At 53.5% G+C, this 22,325-nt stretch carries 19 protein-coding genes; 15 read left to right on the forward strand and 4 right to left on the reverse strand.

The window, feature by feature from the left end:
- Positions 1-499: 499 nt before the first annotated feature.
- The 12 genes from sdhA (at position 500) to JW953_15360 (ending at position 14,549) form a co-directional block, all read left to right on the forward strand.
- On the forward strand, positions 500-2,314 hold the full coding sequence (gene sdhA, locus JW953_15305; GenBank protein ID MBN1994063.1) for a succinate dehydrogenase flavoprotein subunit: 1,815 nt from the start codon (positions 500-502) through the stop codon (positions 2,312-2,314).
- Positions 2,315-2,324: 10 nt separating this feature from the next.
- On the forward strand, positions 2,325-3,113 hold the full coding sequence (locus JW953_15310) for a succinate dehydrogenase iron-sulfur subunit (GenBank protein ID MBN1994064.1): 789 nt from the start codon (positions 2,325-2,327) through the stop codon (positions 3,111-3,113).
- 66 nt (positions 3,114-3,179) lie between these two features.
- Positions 3,180-3,527 carry a succinate dehydrogenase, cytochrome b556 subunit gene (sdhC, locus tag JW953_15315; protein ID MBN1994065.1) on the forward strand — a complete coding sequence of 116 codons (348 nt, stop codon included), beginning with the start codon at positions 3,180-3,182 and terminating at the stop codon, positions 3,525-3,527.
- 12 nt (positions 3,528-3,539) lie between these two features.
- Positions 3,540-3,866, forward strand: coding sequence for a hypothetical protein (locus JW953_15320; protein ID MBN1994066.1), 327 nt, complete (start codon positions 3,540-3,542; stop codon positions 3,864-3,866).
- 737 nt (positions 3,867-4,603) lie between these two features.
- Complete coding sequence (locus tag JW953_15325; GenBank protein MBN1994067.1) at positions 4,604-6,907, forward strand: hypothetical protein; 2,304 nt, start codon at positions 4,604-4,606, stop codon at positions 6,905-6,907.
- A gap of 164 nt (positions 6,908-7,071) precedes the next feature.
- Positions 7,072-8,886, forward strand: a complete 1,815-nt coding sequence (locus JW953_15330) for a protein kinase (GenBank protein ID MBN1994068.1) — start codon at positions 7,072-7,074, stop codon at positions 8,884-8,886.
- Positions 8,887-8,936: 50 nt separating this feature from the next.
- Entirely contained in the window at positions 8,937-10,073 is a 1,137-nt protein-coding gene (locus JW953_15335; GenBank protein MBN1994069.1) for a Stp1/IreP family PP2C-type Ser/Thr phosphatase, read from the forward strand.
- A 15-nt stretch (positions 10,074-10,088) separates the two neighbouring features.
- On the forward strand, positions 10,089-10,652 hold the full coding sequence (locus JW953_15340; GenBank protein ID MBN1994070.1) for a Uma2 family endonuclease: 564 nt from the start codon (positions 10,089-10,091) through the stop codon (positions 10,650-10,652).
- Between the two features lie 7 nt (positions 10,653-10,659).
- Positions 10,660-12,237: a glycosyltransferase family 39 protein gene (locus JW953_15345; protein ID MBN1994071.1), complete on the forward strand. Its 1,578-nt coding sequence runs from the start codon at positions 10,660-10,662 to the stop codon at positions 12,235-12,237.
- Positions 12,238-12,323: 86 nt separating this feature from the next.
- Positions 12,324-12,977, forward strand: a complete 654-nt coding sequence (gene npdG, locus JW953_15350) for an NADPH-dependent F420 reductase (GenBank protein ID MBN1994072.1) — start codon at positions 12,324-12,326, stop codon at positions 12,975-12,977.
- 9 nt (positions 12,978-12,986) lie between these two features.
- Positions 12,987-13,748, forward strand: coding sequence for a coenzyme F420-0:L-glutamate ligase (cofE, locus tag JW953_15355; protein ID MBN1994073.1), 762 nt, complete (start codon positions 12,987-12,989; stop codon positions 13,746-13,748).
- 9 nt (positions 13,749-13,757) lie between these two features.
- Positions 13,758-14,549: a methyltransferase domain-containing protein gene (locus tag JW953_15360; protein ID MBN1994074.1), complete on the forward strand. Its 792-nt coding sequence runs from the start codon at positions 13,758-13,760 to the stop codon at positions 14,547-14,549.
- A 328-nt stretch (positions 14,550-14,877) separates the two neighbouring features.
- On the opposite strand, the gene JW953_15365 is transcribed toward JW953_15360, so the two are convergent.
- Together JW953_15365 and JW953_15370 are read right to left on the reverse strand one after the other, a co-directional pair.
- On the reverse strand, positions 14,878-15,375 hold the full coding sequence (locus JW953_15365; GenBank protein ID MBN1994075.1) for a biotin transporter BioY: 498 nt from the start codon (positions 15,373-15,375) through the stop codon (positions 14,878-14,880).
- Between the two features lie 90 nt (positions 15,376-15,465).
- Entirely contained in the window at positions 15,466-17,673 is a 2,208-nt protein-coding gene (locus JW953_15370) for an ATP-dependent Clp protease ATP-binding subunit (GenBank protein MBN1994076.1), read from the reverse strand.
- A 159-nt stretch (positions 17,674-17,832) separates the two neighbouring features.
- Here JW953_15370 and JW953_15375 point away from each other — a divergent pair, with 159 nt between their 5' ends.
- Complete coding sequence (locus JW953_15375; GenBank protein ID MBN1994077.1) at positions 17,833-18,348, forward strand: hypothetical protein; 516 nt, start codon at positions 17,833-17,835, stop codon at positions 18,346-18,348.
- Between the two features lie 3 nt (positions 18,349-18,351).
- Positions 18,352-19,086 carry an HAD family hydrolase gene (locus tag JW953_15380; GenBank protein ID MBN1994078.1) on the forward strand — a complete coding sequence of 245 codons (735 nt, stop codon included), beginning with the start codon at positions 18,352-18,354 and terminating at the stop codon, positions 19,084-19,086.
- A 41-nt stretch (positions 19,087-19,127) separates the two neighbouring features.
- On the opposite strand, the gene JW953_15385 is transcribed toward JW953_15380, so the two are convergent.
- The gene (locus tag JW953_15385; GenBank protein MBN1994079.1) at positions 19,128-20,723 is read right to left on the reverse strand and encodes a glycoside hydrolase family 43 protein; all 1,596 of its coding nucleotides are present in this window, start codon (positions 20,721-20,723) and stop codon (positions 19,128-19,130) included.
- 35 nt (positions 20,724-20,758) lie between these two features.
- The gene (locus tag JW953_15390) at positions 20,759-21,274 is read right to left on the reverse strand and encodes a DinB family protein (protein ID MBN1994080.1); all 516 of its coding nucleotides are present in this window, start codon (positions 21,272-21,274) and stop codon (positions 20,759-20,761) included.
- Positions 21,275-21,627: 353 nt separating this feature from the next.
- On the opposite strand from JW953_15390, the gene JW953_15395 reads away from it, so the two are divergent.
- Positions 21,628-22,311 carry a hypothetical protein gene (locus JW953_15395; protein ID MBN1994081.1) on the forward strand — a complete coding sequence of 228 codons (684 nt, stop codon included), beginning with the start codon at positions 21,628-21,630 and terminating at the stop codon, positions 22,309-22,311.
- Positions 22,312-22,325: the final 14 nt, after the last annotated feature.

Below are 22,325 nucleotides of genomic sequence, written 5' to 3' on the forward strand. Positions count from 1 at the left end.
TCCACAGGCGATTTCTGAGCCCTTTTGCCGGAATTCTGTTTTTTTCCCTGGATTTATCGTATCATTTCCCTTCCTATTTGCCCACACTAACCTGAGTGGTTATTATAATAAAAAGGGGATATTTTTCAATAGCCCGCATCGCTTCTATATAATTGATCTTGTCACCCAACTGGGTGAGCCGCTGAACCCAAAGGTTGAAAAAGATAGCCTTGGGGGATCATTCACACGTAGCTATGTTACCCGAATCAGTCAGGTAATGTTTGGCGGCATAAATAGACCAACCCTTGCCCCCTGCCCCCAAAAAAGTATAATGCTTTTATCTTTGTTAACAATGGAAGATGTTCCAGACCTTGGGCCTAGACAACAAGGCTTACCCCGACTCAAGCCAGGGTCTGGCGCGGCTTCTGGCTCTGCCGGATGAATGGTGATATAATTCAGACGATGCTGATGGGCATAAAAATTAAAATTTGATGTAGATAGTCGTAATAGAGGAAGGGCAATGACGTCAAACTCAAACACAGACCCAAACACAATCAGCCACGATGTAATTGTTGTTGGCGCGGGCCTGGCCGGGACGTGGGCGGCGCTGGCTGCCGGTCAACAAGGAGTCAAAGATATTGGGGTGATTTCTAAAATTCACCCCTTACGCTCGCACAGCGGCGCAGCCCAGGGAGGCATTGCCGCTGCCTTAAACAACGTGCGCCCGGTAGCAGGTACCGGGCCGCGCGGCCCCCTGGAAGCAGTCCCCTCTGGCGCAGACCCCCCCGATAGTTGGGAACTTCACATGTTCGATACCATCAAAGGCTCAGATTGGCTGGGCGACCAGGATGCCATTGAGATACTGGTCAAAGACGCCATTGACATTATCTACGAGTACGAACACATGGGCTGCGTATTCAGCCGGTTGGCCGATGGCCGGATTGCCCAGCGCCGGTTTGGCGGCCACAGCGTTCCCCGGGCCAACTACGCCGCCGACTTCACCGGCCATGTGCTGCTGCACACCATCCATGAGCAGGCCTTACGGCATGGCGCAAAATTTTACAGCGAATGGTATTGCCTTGATTTAATCATTGAGGATAACGTTTGCCGGGGGGTGGTGGCCATGGATATTCTGACCGGCAAACTCTATACCATGCGGGCCAAAGCGGTGGTGTTTGGCGCCGGCGGCTACGGCCGGGCTTTCAAAATCACCTCCAACGCTTACGCCAATACCGGCGACGGCGTGGCTATTGCTTACAAGGCCGGGCTGCCCCTGATGGATATGGAATTTGTCCAGTTCCATCCCACCGGCCTGTACAAGCACGGCATTTTAATGAGCGAAGCCTGCCGGGGTGAAGGGGGCTACCTGATCAATAAGAATGGCGAACGGTTTATGGAAAAATACGCTCCCGAAAAAATGGAATTGGCCCCCCGCGACCTGGTGAGCCGCTCCGAGCAAACCGAAATTGACCAGGGCCGGGGGATTGGCCCCGACGGCCAGGGCATTTATTTGGACCTGCGCCATCTGGGCCGGGAAAAAATTCTGGCCCGTCTCCCCCAGGTACGGGAATTAGCCATTGACTTTGTGAACGTTGACCCTATTGACGCCCCCGTGCCAATCCAGCCAACCGCCCATTACAGCATGGGCGGCATTCCCACCGACGCCAACGGCCAGGTGATAGCCGACGCCGAAGGAACGCCGGTGCTTGGCTTTTACGCTGCCGGCGAATGTGCCTGTGTTAGCGTTCATGGCGCTAACCGGCTGGGGACCAATAGCTTGCTGGAGGCGTCTGTTTTTGGCCGCCGGGCCGGTTATGCGGTGGCTGATTTTATCAAAAATGGGGCTAAACTGGAGCCCGTGAACGGCGATCCCGTTGGCCGCAACCGGCAGCGTTTGCAAAATTTGCTCGACAATCCCGGCGCCGAGTCTGTAGAACAAATTGCCCAGGCCCTAAAAACAACCATGACCGACAATTGCGGCATTTTCCGTGACGAAGGACGGCTGCAAACAGCAATGCACGACGTTAAACAATTGCAAGAGCGTTTCAAACAGGCTCGCGTGATGGATAAGGGCCGCCGTTTCAACACCGACCTGTTGGTGACTCTGGAAACGGAACACTTATTGACCTTCAGCGAAATCATCGTGGCTGGGGCCTTGGCCCGGACGGAAAGCCGGGGCGCGCACAGCCGCACCGATTTTCCCCGGCGAGATGACCAGAACTGGCTCAAACACACCCTGGCCTTCCCCGCTGAGCCGGGCCAACCGCCAACCTTAAACTACAAATCCGTCAACATTGATTGGGAAAAATACCCGCCCCAAGAACGGAAATACTAGGAAGGAATTGATGATGGCTAACAACGGTTCCACCCAAATGGTTACAGTGCGCGTGCAGCGCTTTAATCCTGAAGTTGATCAAAAACCATATCTGCAAGAGTTTTCCGTGCCTATGACGTCTGACACCACCATCCTGGATGCCTTGCATTACATCAAAGCAGAGTTGGACGGCAGTTTGACCTTTCGGCGTTCTTGCCGGCACGCTATCTGCGGCAGTTGCGCCATGAACATTAATGGCAGCAATCTGCTGGCCTGCAAAACGCCGCTCAGAAGCAAACTGGATCGCCAGGGCCGGGTCACTATCCGCCCCCTGCCCTATTTGCCCATCATTAAAGACATGGTGGTAGATCGGGCCAGCTTCTGGGAACAGTACCAGCGCGTCAAACCCTGGCTGGTTCCTCCGGCTGACATCCCGGAAAAAGAGTTCCGGGTCAGCCCGGCAGAAGTGGAAGCCCTGCACAATGCCGAAACCTGCATTATGTGTGGGGCGTGTTATTCTGCCTGCCAGGTTGTGGCCCTGAATAAGCAATATATTGGCCCGCACGCCTTGCTCAAGAGCTTTTTGCGGGTGCTGGACCCACGAGACAGCATCCCCGGCGAGCGACTGCAGGATGTGTCCGGTTTTGACGGCGTTTATCGTTGCCATACCATTTTTAATTGCATTGACGCCTGCCCCAAAAATCTAAACCCAACTCAAGCCATCGAAACCCTGCGCAAATTGGTTCAAAAACGCCTGGCCTTTGAACAAGCCCGCCGGGAACGGCAAAAAACGCTCAATGACCCTATTGAGATGCGTTAGAAACGGGTTTAAAACATCTGGCCGTGAACGTGTTGTTTAAGTTTAAGTAAGAGTAGGAGTCAAACTATGTATAAAAGCACCGGCTTTATCAGCTTTTTTCTGCGCCGTCTTACCGGATTGGCGCTGGTATTTTACCTGTTTGTGCACATGTGGGTCATCGGTTCAATCAATAGTGGGCCGGAAGCCTTTAATGCCCGGCTGGCCGCTGTCCAGACCCCCTTCTTCAAATTGGCCGAGATTGCCTTGCTGGCTGCCGTAGTTTATCACGCCTTTGACGGGATCCGGCTATTGATTGTCCATTATTTTGAAGTGACGGAATATCGCAAAAGCCTTTTTTACGCCGCCTTTGCGGTTTCAGCCTTGTTGACGATAGCCGGCGGCATCCCCATTTTGCTGTTCATGCTGGCAGGATAGGAGGACAACATTATGCGAATTTTCCAAATGCAACGCCTGAGCGCCATTGCCCTGGTAATTTTTTTAACCATTCACATGATTGTGCTTCATTACCCCCCCTTCCATATTGATTTTAACCGCATTATTGAGCGGATGGCCGACCCCATGTGGAAGGCCATTGACATTGCCTTTCTCTTTTTTGTGTTGATGCACGCCATCACCGGAACCTACATGGTCATTACCGATTTGGAACGCATGTCTCATTACCGGCGTGTTTTAATTGGTCTCTCGATTGTGGTGGGCGTGGCGGCCTTCATCTATGGCACACAAACCATCATCGCTTTTCAGCCGCCGGCATAATTTCTGGTTGGATTGGAAAAAGCAGGGTTACTGAAGCATTGAGTATAATACAGCCTATTTTTGACAATTTACCTTAATAAAGAACGCTGGAGTGACAAACACTCCAGCGTTTCTCATTCCAGCCAGGGCCGGTATATTGAATTTAACCCAAACTTAAGGCAACCAGCGATCACCATTGCCAATATAAACGGCCAACCGGCTCACGCCGATAAGGCCAACCAAAAGAACCAAGATAACCAACAACAACAAAATCTCAGATACGCCCATCACATTAACCTCCTCACTATTATTTATATGGTACTATGGTCATAGTCTAACCTATTTTGGTCACAATTTTTCGTACTTCCGGCTACGAATTTTCGTAATTCACTCTGTTTTAATCTCTTCGTATTTGTTGAGTATTGCCAGGGGATGGTTCCGGTTATTGGTCATAGTTGAACAGTTATTTTGCTGTTTCCCCCCGTGTTCATTTAGAATAAGACTCAGTAGGTCCAAAGTTGAAAAGCCAGCGCGGCGCTTCACTCCGCTAAAATTGGATCTACTGAGACTACGATTTTTCGTAGTTTGACTACGATTTTTTGGTAAGATTAGCTGGTAAAATATAACTACCGGGTAGATATACTATGGGTGTTCAGAAAAAGAATTTGGATTTCCAGCCGGTAGGGACAGGACAATGTTCTGCCCCTACCAAAAACATTAACTGAACAACTATATTTTTGAACAGGGGGAACATCCCTATGGAAAGCGCAGAATTCAAACAATTGCTCAAAGAGGGTATTGACAGCGTGGCTAACCGGCAAAACAAAACCGTGCGAAAGGTAGAGCAAGAAATTGGCGAGGCGTTGCATATCTCGCCCCACACGGTTCAACGCTGGAAACGAGGCTTTGTGCCAACCGATATGCAACGGGTGGAATTTATGATCTCGTATTGTCACCAGAACGGGCGGGTGGATAGAGCATGGGCGCAACGATTTCTGGTTCAGGTTGGCCATCCTACCCCGGCTGTTGTTGTTGAGCGCTTCTTTCCCAAAGTGCCGGCGCAAGACGACCAGCCGGCATTGCCGCGCCTTTATCACAATTTACCGCCTCGCTTTGGAGAGTTTATTGGCCGCGAGACCGAAGTAGCCCGCGTTTTGGAATGGGTGCAAGATTCGCGCTGGCCCCTGGCCGCCATTGAGGGGATAGGGGGCATTGGCAAAACCAGTTTGGCCCTTGAAGTGGCCCATCGCTGCCTGCCCGGCGCGCAACTGGAGATTGACAATCCCTTTGAGGCCGTCGTCTGGACCTCGGCCCGCGACCAGGCCGATTTTAACCTGGGCCTGGAACAGGTACTCGATGCCATTGCCCAGGTTCTTGACTATCCCTACCTCATGCAACTGGAACCTGAATCCAAAGCTACGGCCATGGATAAATTACTGCGCAGTCGCCGCACGCTGGTAATTGTGGATAACTTTGAAACCATTACCGATCTGGCCCTGGTCAAATTCCTGGAAAAAACACCGGAGCCAAGCCTGGCCCTCATTACCTCCCGGTACAAACAACTGCGCCGGGTATGGGACATTCCCCTGTATGGCCTGACCAATGAAGAAACCCTCACCCTTATTCGCCGCCATAGCCACCGGATTGGTTTGAACATGGTGGCCGGGGCTGATGATGAAATTCTGGGTCGGCTGGCGGCGGCTACGGGCAATAATCCCAAGGCCGTTATTCTATCATTGGGTCTCATCAAACAAAAAGGCTTGCCCTTCAACACGGTGGTAGACGAATTATACCAGGCCAGCCAAATTGTGGAAGAGGTGTTTGATTACATTTTTGCCGAGGCCTGGAAATTGATAGACGTGAACACCCGCCAGGTGCTATTGGCTATGCCTCTCTTTGTAACCACGGCCAGCCGCGAAGCCTTGTCTGCCGTATCGGGAATAGACGGCTTTGATTACCATAAAGCCATTGAGCAATTGGTAGGTATGTCGCTGCTTGAGGCCAGCGAGGCCCTGGATGTGAGCCAGCAGCGTTACCAGATGCATCTGCTTACCCAGGCTTTTGCCCGAAAGGAACTGGGCGTTGATATTACCCTCACTCCCATCGGGGAGACTTCATCCGCAAAAATTTCTGAGCTAAAAACAAACTTCTATACCTACTTTGCCCAATTGGGCCAACATAAAATTGGCGGGCAATTTTGGGATTTTGTTTTAAGTAGCACCGAAAAATGTGAAGAAATATACCGGGAGTTGCCTAATTTGCTCATCGCCCTAGAATGGGCTGATGAAGCCAAAAATTGGGAGACCGTTCTATCACTGACCAAAACAATTGTCCATCCCATTTACTATCAGGGCAAGCTAGATAAACGCATCCGGTGCAGCCAATATGGTTTGGCCGCCGCCAATAAACTGGGCACAATGGAAGATGAGGTATGGTTCACCATTCAGGGGTTGGGATCGGTATATCTGTTACGCGGGGATTATGAAAACGCCAAAAAATATCTAACGCAGGGTCTTGAACTGGCCCAAAAGCATAACCTGGCCAATGGGATCGCCCTGGGTGAAACCTATCTGGTGTACATGGCCCTGCAAGCGGATGATTTAATGACGGCCCAAAAACATGTTGACCTGGCCCTAAACTATGCGCAAGGCCCTTTATTCAAATATCGCGCGCATCAGGTGGCCGGCCACGTGGCCCGGTATCTACGCAATTACGAACAAGCCAAAGAATATTATCTGGAAAGCACTAGATTTTTGGAAGGGACAGGTTACCTGGATACGTCAGACGTTTGGTTAGGTTTTGCCCAACTGGGCATGAAAGAGTATGAAAAGGCAGAAGACCATTTTCGGCACTACCTGGATACCTATGGCAAATACGGCAACCAGCGGGTGGTTGGCATGGCCAAGCTTGGCCTGGCTATGTATTATGAAGTGCAAGAATTGTGGTCAGAAGCAGCCGAGTTTGCGCATGAGGCCCACCAACTGCTCTCGCAAATGAACGCCCAATGGGAATTGAAACAGGTTAAAGACTTAATGGAACGTTTGGAAAAAGTTGATCACTGAAATACACCCCATTATTGCAAAGCCTTCCAGCCTGTGATAAACTAATATTTAGATTAAGATCGAGTTTGTGGGCAAACGTCATTCGACTCCCACTTTTACGCCAACGGCCACATGACCACACCGCCCAAATTTTAGGTATCCTGCCACTTTAATGGGGATGTATTATGTTAACCAAAGATACTATTTTGGAAGACCGGTATCGGATCGAAACTGTGCTGGGTCAGGGGGGGATGGGCACGGTGTACCGGGGTTTTGATACCAATTTGCAAACAGCGGTGGCCATTAAGGAGAATTTTTTTCAAACCAGCCACGCGATAACCCAGTTCAAACGAGAAGCCCTGATCCTGGCCAAATTACGCCATCCCTCGTTGCCGCGCGTTACGCACCATTTTAGTGTGGGCCATCAACAATACCTGGTGATGGATTTTATTGAGGGAGCCGACTTGTGGCAGCTTATCCAGAGTCAGGGCCATCCCCTTGATGAACGCCTGGCCCTCATCTATATCTCGCAGATATGCGATGCGTTAGCCTACCTGCATAGTCAAAGCCCACCCATTATTCACCGGGATGTCAAACCCCAAAATATCAAAATTACCCCCGACGGACGGGCAGTGTTGGTTGATTTTGGGATTGCCAAAGAGCAGGTTTCCGGCGAAAAAACCATGACCGGCGCCAAAGGCGTAACGCCAGGTTTCTCGCCGCCGGAGCAATACAGTGGCGCCGGCACCGGCCCGGTTTCGGATATTTACTCGCTGGGAGCCACCCTTTACGCCCTGCTCACCAGCCAAAAACCGCCCGACAGCATCAGCGTGCTGGTCAAAAGTCAAAAATTCATCCCGGTCAGTCAGATAAACCCAATGATCACTCCCGCAGTTTCCCAGGCGATTAGCTGGGCCATGGAACTGGAAACCACCCAACGCCCCCCCACCATGCAAACCTGGCAGAACAGGCTGCAAGAGATTGAAACCAGGGTCAGCCCGGCTACTCAGATTGCCTCCGGCGAACAGAGCAAACCGACCATGGCCGGAGCCAAACGGGTTTGGCTGGTAGATGACCAGGGTAATAAGTATCCCTTCAGTACTGAACAATGCCTGACCATAGGCCGGCTGGCAATCAATACCATCAAATTGAATTCCCCGCAGGTTTCGCGGCGACATGCCTCGGTGGCGCTGGTTGGGCAGCGCTGTATGGCCTACGATGAAGGCAGCGCCAACGGCACTTTTATCAATGGCCGGCCGGTAGGACGAACAGGGATGGAATTGCGGCCTGGCGACATCCTGGCCGTTGGCCCCGTTCAATTCCGGCTGGAGAGGCTACCTGCCGCTCAGCCACCTTCCGCCTCAAAACCTGTTCAGCCCGTGTCCCCGCCACCGGTTCAAGCTGCCCCCGGCATTGGCCCACGTGATGATGAGCTAACCGGCCTGGCCGGAATGACCCAAATGCTCACCCTCAACATCGCCCACAAAGTAGAGGCGATGAGCAATATTCAGGTGGCCGTGCTGGCCCTTGTTTTGATTGGGGGGCTGGTGCTGGCCACCTATTTTGTCGGCGACTTTATTCAGGACAATATCCCCTGGCTCTGGCAACTTTTTCCCTTTTACTATATTGCCGGGCCGTTGGCTTATGTTTTGTCCCGCCGCAAAGGAACGGCGTTTTTGGTGCATGCGCCCACACACGTTTTGGTTTTGTCAATCGCCTGGTCTACGCCCCAATATTTCAGCTTTATTCTGTCGGGTCTGGTGGGAGGAGCCGTGATGGAAGGCATTTTTGGCCTTCCCAAATTACCGGATTGGCTACGCTATCCCCTGGGCCTGATGCTCACCTACGCCGCCAGCCTGCTCGTCCTCATTCTATCTACCACTATAACTTATGATTATACAGAACTTATTGGCGCGGCCTTGATTGGATTTTTGATTTATCTCATCAGCGAAATTCAAAAAGGCGTCCAACAGGCGCGCTCAACATTGCGCCGAAAGTAAAACGCCAGCAGCGCAAATTCAACTTCTCCCTGGAAAACAGGAGGTTAAACATGAAACATCAACTCAATCAAATTGACGATAACCTGGTCCTGACCCTGGGGTTATGGCCCGGCTTGGGCCTATCTTATCAAGGCCCTGGCGTTTTGCCTATTGCTTTTTCGGTTACAGCAGGCGTAACCATAGGACTGATTGTGATTATTGTGGCCGCCCTCATCCTGTTACTCTGGCTTAGAAAAAAGAAGCGAGTACCACCTGTTTTTCCCGCCGTCCCTCAACCCGACGACGACATTACCGTCCCGGTAGTTTCCCAAGATTTGGAAGACACCAAACCCAGCCTGCCTGTGGTGGAAGAAGCAAAGACAGATGAGACGGCGCGCGTTATCACTGTAGGCGAACCTGAAACCACGCCTATCTCGGGCCTGCGCCCGGAGGGAATTGGCTGGCAAATTGCCGGTTTAACCGACGTAGGGTTGAAACGCGAATTGAATGAAGATAGTATGTTGATGATAGAAGCGGAAATGCCCAACCTTGGCCCCTATGGCATCTATGCCGTGGCCGATGGGATGGGCGGGCACGAAAAAGGTGAAGTAGCCAGCCAACTGACCCTCAATGCCATTCAAGCTCAATTCACCCAACACCCGCTCAACGCGTCCCCAGAATCTTTTGACGATTGGCTCAAGGCTGCCGCCACGGCCGCCAACGAGATCGTATTGGCGCGCCAAGGCCAGCCCAATGGTCAGGAAAGAAAAATGGGGTCTACCCTGGTGATGGCCCTGATCACAACCGGAGAGGCGCGTATTGCCAATGTTGGCGACAGCCGCGCCTATCACCTCACCGGCGCCGGCATTGAACAAATCACGGAAGACCACTCCCTGGTGGAACGCCTGGTGCAGATTGGCCAGATTACGCGCGAAGAGGCTCGCGTGCACCGGCAACGCAACGTTATTTATAACACTATTGGCGACAAGCCAAATCTGGAAGTCAGCCTCTACCAGCTCACCCTGCAACCGGGCGACAGGCTTTTGCTGTGTTCCGATGGCCTCAGTAATATGGTGACCGACGAGGAGCTATTGGACATCAGCCGCAACCATAGTTCAGCCGCCGCAGCCTGCAAGGTTATGGTTGAAGCGGCCAAATCCGCCGGCGGTAATGATAACATTACCGCCCTCATTGTGCAGATAGCCTAAAGAAAGGAGCAAAAAATGGTAGCCCTTGCCAAAGCGGAATATCCCCAAGACTTAGTCACCGCCGAAGAGTTGTGGCAGCTATCCGGTGATAAAAATTACGAGCTAGTTAGAGGAGAACTTGTTGAAATGACCCCACCAGGAGGAAAACACGGCAATATTGCTCTGGAAATTGGTTGGCTCTTGCGTAACTTTGTCCAAACCCAGCAACTGGGCAAAGTAATGGTAGAAACCGGCTTTCGTTTGACCACCAACCCCGACACCGTCCGCGCCCCGGATGTCTCCTTTTTGTCCGCGGCAAAAATCCCGCCCGGCGGCCTGCCCGAAGGTTATCTTACCGGCCCGCCTGATCTGGCCGTGGAAATTGTGTCGCCCCACGATACAGCTTCAGAAATTCAAGATAAAGTTCAGGATTACCTGGCCTATGGCGCCCAATTGGTGTGGGTTATTTATCCCCAACAGCAAATTGTTATTGCCCATCACCCCGATGGAATGGCCCGCATCTTGCGAGAAGCAGACACCCTATCCGGCGAAGCCATTCTCCCCGGCTTTTCGTGCCAGGTAAAAGATATTTTTAGCTAAAATCAACTTGACCCTCAAACTCACCGCGCTCAAAAACTTTGTTTCAAACAACCTGTCCGTTCAATTGGCCCTCATCGCCGGAGCGAGCGGCCTGGTTTATGCCCTTGTCTTTACCTGTCGTTTTCCCCTGATCAATCTTTACGCCACCATTCCCCCGGTTGACTACACCAAACTAACTGACTATTCCGCCGGTGGCTTGACGGCCTACCTGCTTGGCATTGGCGCCTTATTTTGGCTTTACCTCCGGGCCGTGCAACTGGTAGCGCCTGCCAATGGCCGGTCGCCAGCAGTCGGCAGTCGTTTTGTGCTTTTAAGCAGCGCGGTTCTGGTTTTTATCTCCATTTTTTCCTATCCCTTAACCGCCATTGACCTTTTTATCTACGCTCTACACACCCGCGGATGGGCCTTATACAATTTACTGCCCCAGACCACCCCACCCCAGGCCCTTCCCCCCTCTGAACCCTGGCTGGCTTTGGCCGCCGAATGGGGCGATAATCCCTCGCCCTACGGGCCGATGTGGGAGTTACTCTCGTTGGGCGCGTTTTACCTGAGTGGAGGCGATTTTTTGGGCCATTTGATTGCCCTAAAAATTGTGGCGGCGCTGGCCTACCTGGGCTGTGTTTGGCTGGTTTACCAAACGCTCCGGCAACTTCAACCAAAGTGGGCTGTCACCGGAGCCATTGCTTTTGGCTGGAGTCCGCTGGTTTTGCTGGAAAGCGGGCAAAACGGGCACAACGATATTGTGATGGTCTTCTTTCTGCTGGCCGCCCTCTGGACTTGGGCCAAATGGGCCACCAATCGCTCCAGGGAAGACCAATTCATCCTCAATTCATACCTGCTATTGACCTGTCTATTCTTCGCCCTTTCTATTTTGGTTAAATTTGTCACCATCATCATTGGGCCTTTTCTACTGATAGGCATCGCTACAACTTATGCCAAGTGGCGGCAACGCTGGTCGGCCCTGGTTGTTTTCGCCACGCTCACTGGCGGTCTTGTGATCCTGGCTATGGTTCCGTTCTGGCCCGGTCTGGATAACTGGGCTGTCCTCAAAACCGGCAGCGGGGCCGGACGTTCACTTTTGGCTTTACTTGTGCTGAGTCTCAGAGGTTGGCTGGGCACCAACACCGCCTTTGACCTTACTCATAATATCATCCTGGTCGTTTTTGCCCTGCTTTATCTTTACTACCTGGCCAAAATAATTTACCTGCTTCTCCATAACCCGCAAATGACCCCATCCCACCGCCTCCCCGGTTCAACCCATGTTTATATTCCTGTCGCTGCTTCTTTTTCTGTTTTGTTCTGGTACGTTCTTTTAGTGGCGCCGGTTTTTCATGCCTGGTATTTGCTGTGGTTTATGCCATTAGCGATTCTGTTGCTGCCCTATCGCTGTCCCTTTGTGGCCAGCACCGTTTTTTCCATTACCGCTTTACTGGTGATCCCTTATTTTGAAACCATCCGGGTGTGGTATCCAATCTTATTGGAAAATCATCTGTGGGGACATCTTATCGGCGTTCCTTTTCTCATCGTTCCCCCCGCCATTGCCATCTTCTGGCCAATTAGCCCGTCAGAAAATTCTGAGGTATGATTAGGAAAGGGATTGGTAGAAGGAGGACAGGTTTTATTCTCTAAAGTTCACCTTCAACTAAAAACGCTATGGGGATAATTCAAAAAATGGACAAAACTATCGCCATCCTGGGCGGAACCGGGAACGAAGGGCCGGGCCTGGCTTTACGCTGGGCCAGGTCGGGGTACAAAGTCATCATTGGCTCGCGTCAGGCGGAAAAAGCTGAGGCTGTAGCCGCTGCACTCAATCAAAAGTTGGGCCAGAATTCAATTCAGGGTTTGTCCAACTTGCAAGCCGCCCAAACCGCCGAATTGTGTGTGTTGACCGTGCCTTACCAGGTTCAGGAAACTATACTAACCTCGCTACGCGAAACCTTGCAGGGCAAAATCCTGGTGAACGTGACCGTGCCGTTGCGGCCCCCTAAAGTCAGCCACGTTAACCTGCCGCCGGGTCGTTCTGCCGGGGAAGAAGCCCAGGCCACCTTGGGCCAGGGCGTGCGCGTGGTGACAGCCTTTCAGAACGTAGGTGCCGGCCACCTGGCCAAAGAGGAAGGCCCCATTGATTGCGACGTTCTGGTTTGCGGGGACGATAAAGAAGCCAAAGCCGCCGCCATTGCCCTGGCCGAGGCTGCCGGGATGCGTGGTTTTGATGCGGGTCCCCTGCAAAACTCGGTGGCGGTGGAAGCCCTGACCGCCGTGCTCATCGGCATCAATATTCGGCATAAGGTTAAAGCAACGGGGATTAAACTGACCGGAATTTGATGAGTGGATATGAATGGTCTACATCTCATCCCTTTACTTGATATTCCCTTGATCCAGCCCGGCGACGATGTGGCCGGCTTGATCTTTACGTCTGTTCAAAAAGCGGGGCTGTTCTTAACTGACCACGACATCGTGGTTATTGCCCAAAAGATTGTGTCCAAAGCCGAGGAAAGGTTTGTACGGCTGGCTGACGTCAACCCTTCGGCCCAGGCGCAAGAGCTGGCCCAAATCACGGGCAAACCCGCCGCGCAGGTGGAAGTGATCCTGTGGGACACCGCCCGGATTATCCGGGCCAAAAAAGGGATATTGATTGTAGAACATAAGTTGGGCTTTATCAGCGCCAATGCCGGGGTAGACCACTCAAACGTGAGCGATAAAGAGGACGTGCTGCTCCGCCTGCCCCAAGACCCCGATGACTCGGCCCGCGCCATTCGCCAACGCCTGGCCGCGTTGAGCAGGGCACGCCCGCCGGTGTTGATCATTGACAGCCACGGGCGGCCCTGGCGCTTGGGCGCGGTTGGCGTTACCATCGGCTTGAGCGGGCTGGCCCCGGTGCAAAATTTACGCGGCACGCCTGACTTGTTCGGCCACCCCTTGCAAGTCACCGAGGTGGGGTTTGCCGACCAGATTGCCGCCGCCGCCAGCCTGTTGATGGGCCAGGCGGCAGAAGGTTGCCCGGTGGTGATTGTGCGGGGGCTTTCCTTTACACCAGATGAACAGGCCAGGGCGGCCGATGTTCTCCGCCCCAAGGAAAATGATCTGTTTCGATAGAGGTTGCTGATGTCACCATCCAGCCGAGTCAACTACGACGCCATTGCCCCCACCTACGACGAGCGCACCCGGGGCGGCTACCTGAAAGGCGTTACCCAGGCGTTGCAAAATCTGGCCCGGCAAGTTGAGGCGCGGCGGGTGCTGGACCTGGGCTGCGGCACAGGGCGCTCGTTGCGGGGCCTGGCCGAGAGTCGGCAGCCCGCCCCCCTCTGCTACGGCCTAGACTTCTCAGCCGGAATGTTGGCCCAGGCCCGCCAATTTGAGGCGCGCTACCGGCTGGCGCGCGCTTCCGCGCCGTTACCGCCCTTTGCCCCAAAAAGTTTCGACCTGGTCTTTTGCGTGCATGCCTTTCATCACTTTCCTAACAAGGCGCAAGTAGTACGGGCGGCGTACCGGATGCTGCGGCCGGGAGGGATTTTTGCCATTGTCAATTTTGACCCGTATGAAAGCCGCCGGAGCTGGTATGTTTACGATTATTTTGAGGGAGTCTACGAAACCGACCTAAAACGTTTTCCCCGGCGGGCAGAACAGAATGAAATGCTCAACCAGGCCGGGTTTCAACAGATTGACACTCTGTTGGTAGAGCATATTGAAGAAACCATTGTGGGAGAGGCTGTGTTTGATAACTACTTTTTGCAGAAAAACTCCAACTCGCAATTGATCCTGTTATCGGATGAAGCCTATCAAGCCGGCCTGGCCCGGATGTGGGCCAGGATTGCCGCAGCAAAGGCTAAGGGCGAGCAGGCGGTGTTTCAAACAGAGATCAAAAATTGGCTGTGCTTTGGCTTAAAACCACCCTGAAAGTGAGCGCGATAGTTTAGTATTGGTGATTACTCACAGTTGCTCCGAGGAGTGACACGATGGGGAATCTCCGCTCTTGAAGGATACCTCTAAGAGCGTGTTTCTTAACTGTCATTTCAAGGTCGTCAGGCCGAGAAATCTCCTTATAACGTCCGCCTGAAGTAGATTTCTCGTCGCTACGCTTCTCGAAATGACATGCCGTCACTTATGGGTAATCACCAACTTAGTACCCAGGCGCGCGTGCGTATGCTGGCAACAAAAACCCCCCCCCAGCAACCGGGGTTTTGAATTATAACAACACGTTTTATCGGTTTACACAACTCTGTACTTATCGCCTAAAAAACAACCTTCCACTTTCAGCCACGCCTGCGGCTACCGCCGCCTTGACCAAATCAAACATGATGAAAGGAGCGACACCCCCCAACAGAGCCTTTTGTCCACTGCCCAACATAAAGGCCAGCCAGCTCATGCCGGCCAGGTAAACAACTCCCACGCCAACCAGCGCCGCGGCAAAGTTGCCCCACCAACTCCGCCCGGCCAACCGTTCCGCCAGCCAACCGGCGGTAAACGCCGCCGGGATAAAACCAAGGAGATAACCGGCGGTTGGGCCAAAAAAGGCTGCCGGCCCCGCGCCTTGGGCGTCAACGGGCAAACCCAGCGCCAGCAAGCCCAGGTAGCCAAATTGAGCGAACGCCCCACCCCGCGCTCCCAGCACTAACCCGGACAACACCACCGCCAGCGTTTGCAGGGTGATGGGCACCGGGGTAAACGGTAAAAAAATGGTGATCCGCGCGGCCAGGGCCGTTATAACCGTAAAAACAATGATGGCTGCCGCACGGCGCCATAAGGTTTCATTAAAGTAGAGGGTTAAAGAATTTGCGCGCACTATTTTTCTCCTGAAATGCAATTTGGCATTTTACCCGGTTTTAAAAACCAGTTTTTTGCCCCTTACTTGAATTTTAACGGTTGTGCCTGCCTGGGGGTCTTCTTTTAACAAAAAGTCGGCCATCGGTTCGCGGATGTTCTTTTCAATGATCCGGCGCAGGGGCCGGGCGCCCCATTCGGGATGGTCGTTTTGAGCCAGCAGCCAGGGTTTGACCTTATCCGCCAGCTCTAATTTAAGGTTACGAGTAGCCATTAACTGCTCTTCTTTGCGCAGCAACAGGTCCAGGATGTCGCCCAGGTTTTCGTCGCTCAACAGGTGGAAGAAGATGATGTCGGTCAGCCGGTTCAAAAACTCCGGGCGAAAATGGGTCTTCAGGGCTTCTTCGGCCATTTCTCGGGCTTCCGCCTCGCTCAATTCGGGGTTGGCCAGAAAACGGCTGCCGATGTTGCTGGTCATTAAAATAACGCACTCGCTGAAGCTGACGGTTTCGCCTTTGCCGCTGGTCAACCGGCCCTCGTCCATCACCTGCAACAGAACGTCAAACACTTTTACGCTGGCTTTTTCCACTTCGTCAAACAGCACCACGCTGTACGGCTGTTTTTTGACCGCGTCAGTCAGTTGGCCGCCCGCTTCGTGGCCCACGTACCCCGGGGGCGAGCCAATGAGCCGGTTCACCGATGAATCATCCATGTATTCGCTCATGTCCTGGGTAATCAGGGCCGTTTCCGTGCCAAACATAAACTCGGCCAGGGCTTTGGCCAGCTCGGTTTTGCCCACGCCCGTTGGCCCCAAAAAGAGGAAAGAGCCAATCGGCCGGCGGGGGTCTTTTAAACCCACGCGGGCCATTTTCACCGCCCGGCTCAAGGCTACTACCGCTTCGTCCTGGCCAATGATGCGCTGATGCAGGTGCTCGACCATGTTGGCGTAACGGTTCCGCTCATCGGCGCCCATATTTGTTACCGGGATGCCGGTCAGCAGGCTGGCGGCCACCATTACGTCATCCGGGTCAACCTGATTGTCTTTTTTAACGGCCGGATCGCCCCCGTCCCCCAAACTCATTTTAACCATAGCGCAGGTGCGATGCAGCAGGTGAACGGCTGCGCCGGGCAGCGGCTCCACCGTATAGTAACGCCCGGCCAGGCGGGCGGTTTCTTCCAGGCTTTTGTCAACAATGGTCAAATCGTAATCGGCCTGGAACGTGGTGCGCAGCACTTTGAGGATTTCCACCGTTTCCGGCACGGTGGCGGGCGGGATCTCCAGGCGCTGCACGTGGTCCATCACCGATGATTTGGCCAGGCGATCATTGTAACGGCCCTCGGTGGTAGTGCCCACAATCACCACGTCGTCGGCCAGGAGAGCCTTTTGCAATTCTTTGCCGGCCCGTTCCTGAAACTCGGCCCGGATGCCGCCAAAAAAACGGCTAATATCAGGCACAAACAGGATGCCGCCTTGGGCCAGGCGCAGCCCGGCTTGCAGGGCGGTGAGGGTGTTATCCAGCAGGGCCGGTTCGTTGATCTGCACCACGGCCTTTAGCCCTACCGGGCCTTTGCCCTCGGCAATCAACTGGGCCAGGGCCAGGGCCAGCGATTGTTTGCCGATGCCCGTTGGCCCCACCAGGATCACGTGCCGGTCGCGGGCCATGGAGAGCAAGTTGACCAAATCGCGCAATACGTCATCCCGAAAATAAACCGGGGCCATTTGGCCGTTTTTGGCCAGGGCCACGTGGTCAATGGCGGTGGCCCCGCTGGCCAGGGAGGGCCGGCCCATGGCATCCAGAACGGCCCGTTGAGTAATGCCCAATTTATTGAGCAGGCGCGACGTGCCCACGCTGATCTCGGTCATCACGGCCAGGGCGTGGGCCGTGTTGCACCAGGCTTCATCCCGCGATCTGGCTACGGTCAAGCCCTCGTCCAACACAATCAGCATTTCTTCGCTCAGGGGAATGCGCTTGCGATTGTCGGCCACAAAATCAAATTCCATGTCGCGGGCCGCGCGCTCAGCCGCCATGCGCTCAACGTCCTGCTCAAAGTCGGCCCAGTTAAAGCCGCGCTCCTTGCTAAAGTTGCGCAGCAGCCGATGGGCTTCTACATCGGGCATTTTTACAAAGGCCAGCAGCAAAATCTCCGCCGTCATCACCCGCTTCTTATTGCCGCTCATTAAAGAGACGGCCTGGTTGAGGGCATGGGCTAAAGTTTTGGAGGGTATTTTGCTGGATAACGTTCCTCGTTTGGGGGCCATTAATACTCCTGCGTTGTCACTGTGTCTGGCTGTACGTCAGCCTCATTATAGCACACAGACCCACTCGACCACAAACACGGCTCACCCGCTGACTTCTTTAATCGTCAAAAAAACGAATTCCTGATATAATGGGGGTCATTATAATGCGGGGAAATCAAAATGTCTGACGAAATACTACAAGTGATTTCAACCCTGGTCCCAACCGTGTTGCTGGTTGGGTTGGGCCTGTTTTGGTTATTCAGGTTTATCATCGCCCGTCGCTGGAACAAACACCGGGCGGCCACAGTGGGCCAGTGGGAGGCGGAAGGGATAGAATTTGTGCGCGGCCCGGCCGGGGGCCAGTTTGGGGGATTGGAGTCAATGGGCCTTAAGGGAGTGGCGCGCGGCATTGGCCTGGCGGTAATGACCGACAAAGATTTGCGCGTGACCCGGGCCAGCCCGCCCGGCGTGTGGTGTGTAACCTATAAACAAATCAAGGGCGTAACCGTTCAGCAATCCTTTATGGGCCACACGGCCCAAAAAACGCCCTTTATTGTGGTGCGGTTTGTGCAAGACGGCCGGCCGGATAAGTTGGGCTTTCAGGTAAATAACGTTGAAGAATGGGCCGGGGATTTAGCCAAAGCCGCCGGCGTTTCCGGCAAAGGTCTGAAAAAGAAAAACAGATCAAGGAGCTGACACTTGACCACCCTCACCGTTTTGCTTGATCTAGACAATACGCTGCTGGGCAACGATATGAACCATTTTTTGCCCCCTTACGCGGCGGCTTTGCAGAAACATCTGAAAAAATTCACCGATGAGCAAGATTTGTGGCCAATGCTTGTTGCTTCGGTGCAGGTGATGCAGGCCAACCAGGACCCCACCGTGACCAATCACGAGTCCTTTTACCGCGACTTTACTCGCCGCCTGGGGCTTTCTTACGAAGTTATCCAACCTTCTATTGACGTTTTTTACCACGAAGACTTTCCGCAACTGCAACCATACACCACCCGCCGACCCCAAGCGCAGGCTGTGGTGCGCCGTTTGCTGGCGGATGGTCACCAGGTGGTCATTGCCACCAGCCCGCTTTTTCCGGCCCAGGCCATTGAGCAGCGAATGGCCTGGGCCGGCGTGGACGGGTTTCCTTACGCGCTGGTCACCACCATGGAGAACAGCCACTACTCCAAACCAAACCCGGCCTACTACCGGGAAATATTAAGCAAAACCAACAGCTCGCCGGAGACCACCTGGATGGTGGGCGACGACGTGGAAAACGATATTATCCCGGCCCACGCCCTGGGTTTGAGCACCTGGTGGATCACCCCGGAGCGGGCTATTGACATCCAACCGCCCCCCGCCTGCGACCGGCAAGGAACCCTGGCCGATTTTTTGGCCTGGCTGGAAGCAGGCGGCTTATCCGGCCCCGGCGCTGTTTAACCATTTTCCGCAAATAAGTTTGTAGACAGGCTAACTCCGTTTTAAGCCCCCAAAGCCCTATACTCAAACCAATCAAAATCCGCGACATTTTGGCCGGGCTGCCCGTTGCTGCTGGCATACATTCCCAGGTACGCCCCCACAAAGCCGCCGGCCACCGGCGTGCTGAGAATACGCCCGTCTACGGCCTGGGCCACCACCTGCCATGCTTCGGCCGCGGTAGCAATATAAAAGCTATAACGTTGACCCACTGCCTCAACTTTGAAATAGACCCGCTTTGTCTCAATGGCTTTTTCGGCCAAAACCGTTTCCTCACCATGCTCGCGTTTAATGAGCCGGACCATGGAACCTTTGCCTTCAACTTGGGTAACCACAAAACGAAAATGAAAATTGCTGTTTTGCAGCAATACAATCCCCGCGCACTCGTCCGCACTTTGGGGTGAAAAGTCCATCACGGTGCGAGCAGCAAAATTAATATGCTGTTGCCGCCGCCCAACAAAGCTGGGGTTGGCCTGTTCAGAGAGCATCTGCGGGCGTAAACGTAGCCGCAGATAACCGGGACGCTCCGTCAGGCTGTAAAAATCGTCACGAGGGGTACGGATGAAATTCCAACACCCGGCCAGTGTTTCGGCCTCAAAGTTATCGCAAGCAGGTTGGGTGGGCCAACGATGTTCGGGCAGATTGGGCACAGGATATTCAAACTCAATGCGGCCGGCGCCGGGACTGACGATAGGCCAATCCTCTTCCCAACGCACCGGGGCCAAAAACGTTTCCCGGCCCAGGTTGTAAAAATAACCGTCGTAGGGACGCATAGCCAGGGCCACCAGCCACCACTCGCCATGTTGCGTTTCCACCAAATCGGCATGGCCGGTACCAACAATAGGGTAGTCCAGTCCCAGGTGGCGATGGGTGAGAATGGGGTTGCGCGGATTGGCTTCATAAGGGCCGGTGATATGTTTACTGCGGGCGATGGTTACGGCGTGATTGTGGTGGGTGCCGCCCTCGGCAATCAACAAATAATACATTCCGTTGATCTTGTAAAGATGGGGCGCTTCGGCATGCACCCCTCCTTTTAGCGCCCCATCCCACAAGGAATGTTTAGGGCCGGTCAACTGCATGGTGGGCAGGTCGAGTTCTTGCAGCCAAATTTCACGATGCCCCGTAAATTGTTCGCCCGCCGGGGGCACGCGGTTGCCGGTATACCACACCCGTCCATCGTCGTCAAACAAAAGCGAAGGATCAATGCCGGGCGCATCCTCCAGCCAGACCGGCTCCGACCATGGCCCCGCCGGATGGGTGGCGGTGACAATAAAGTTGTCACGGCCGGCCGGCTGGTCTACCAGGGTATTGATCACATAGAACGTGCCCGCATGGTAACGGATGGTGGGCGCATACAACCCCCCGGTAGGCCGGACGCCATCCGCTCCCAACTGCGACCGGATACTATCCAGGTTCAACTGCGAGGGGCGATCCAGGATGTGACCAAGCTGTTGCCAGTGCACCAGATCCCGGCTGTGGAAAATGGGCAGGCCGGGAAAATATTCAAAAGTTGAAGTTATCAGGTAGTAATCTTCACCCACCCGGCAAATGGAAGGGTCTGGATAAAATCCCGGTAAAATTGGATTTTGAAACGTTTGCATGTTGCACCTCAATAATTAACGTGATTGACTTTAGGCTATTTTAAGGACTCTGGCCGATAGGGTGCTTTTGCCCCCAGATCACCGACAAACTCAGGCAAGTTGGTATGGCCCAACATTTGTCGCACGGCCATTGCTTCCCCAATATGATACCAATAATGATACAGCGCTCTTTGCAGAAGGGTACCGGCATCTTCCGGGTGAGGTTGGCCATTCCATTCAAAGTGAGTTTGCAAAATTTCGGGTGTCACCGTGTCTAAATATACGTCCGCTTCAGCGGTAACAGCGCGCCACACCTGCCACATTTCGTCCAGGGGGGGGACGCTAGCGGGTTTGCCAAAGCCGACTAAATCGTTAAGTTCGGGGAACAGGGTTTTGCCCTGGGCGGCCAACACCCAGTAACGATTTTCTTGATTAGCCAGATGACCAATCATCCAACTAATGCAATTCATTGGCTTTAACCGCCGGCAAGCATCTTGATCCGAAATCCCGGCCAGGGCACGCTGTAATTCACTACGAGCAAAACGTAATTGCGTCACAAGAGGGTGAGTCATTATTCATTCCTTTCATCATCAAACATTTTAGATGCCCGCATTTTAACACATCTCCATCTATTGACAATTAACAGGGTATTTTTTAAAAACAAGAGCGGTGTTGCGCCCTCAGTTGGATGCGTGTATCATGATGGGTGATTATCGTAACACGGAGAGGAATTGCGGTAAGAGAATACAATAAGAAAACCCAACGGAGCATAAAAAATGGCTGAATTTCCAAGAACCATCGTGGGGGGGTATCTGTTTCCCGCCTGATAATCGGCACCAATTGGTTTCTGGGTTACTCGCATACCAGCGCGGCCAAGGATAAATTCATTAAAACCTACCACACTCGCAATAGCATCACCGAGGTAATGGCCGTTTTCTTTAACCACGGCATTGATACCGTCATGGGGCCACTGAACCCTCTGCTACACGAGGCCATGACCGAAACCGAGCAGCGCACAGGCCGCAAAGGCATTTTGATCACCACCCCCCATTTTAACATCCTGCCCGGCGGCCCGGCGGAGATGGAACCGGAACGGGTTTTTGATACCTGCCAAGCGGACGGCGCTACCTTCTGCATGCCGCACCAGTGCATCACCGACGCCCTGATGGACAAGATGCACCAGAAAATCCGCGACATTGACCGCTACACCAAAATGATCCGCGAGCGAGAAATGATCCCGGGCCTATCCACCCACATGCCGGAAACAATCCCTTACGCCGATAACACCGGCGCGGACTTGGAAACTTACATCCAAATCTACAACGCCATGGGCTTTCTGATGCAGGTGGAGGTGGATTGGGTGATGCGGATCATTAAAAACGCCAAAAAGCCGGTGATAACCATTAAGCCCCTGGCCGCAGGCAGCCTGCTGCCGCCCGTTGGCCTGGCTTTTGTGTGGAACACCATCCGCGACCAGGATATGGTGTCCATTGGCACCGCCACCCCTGATGAAGCCCGCGAGGTTATTGAACTTTCAGAAGACTTTTTGAGCCGCCGTTTGCCGGATAACCCGTTGCAGCAGACGCGCAGCAAAAAATCGTTGGTATAACAACTTTTAGCATT

The organism is Anaerolineae bacterium (assembly GCA_016931895.1).
Taxonomy (GTDB): Bacteria; Chloroflexota; Anaerolineae; order 4572-78; family J111; genus JAFGNV01.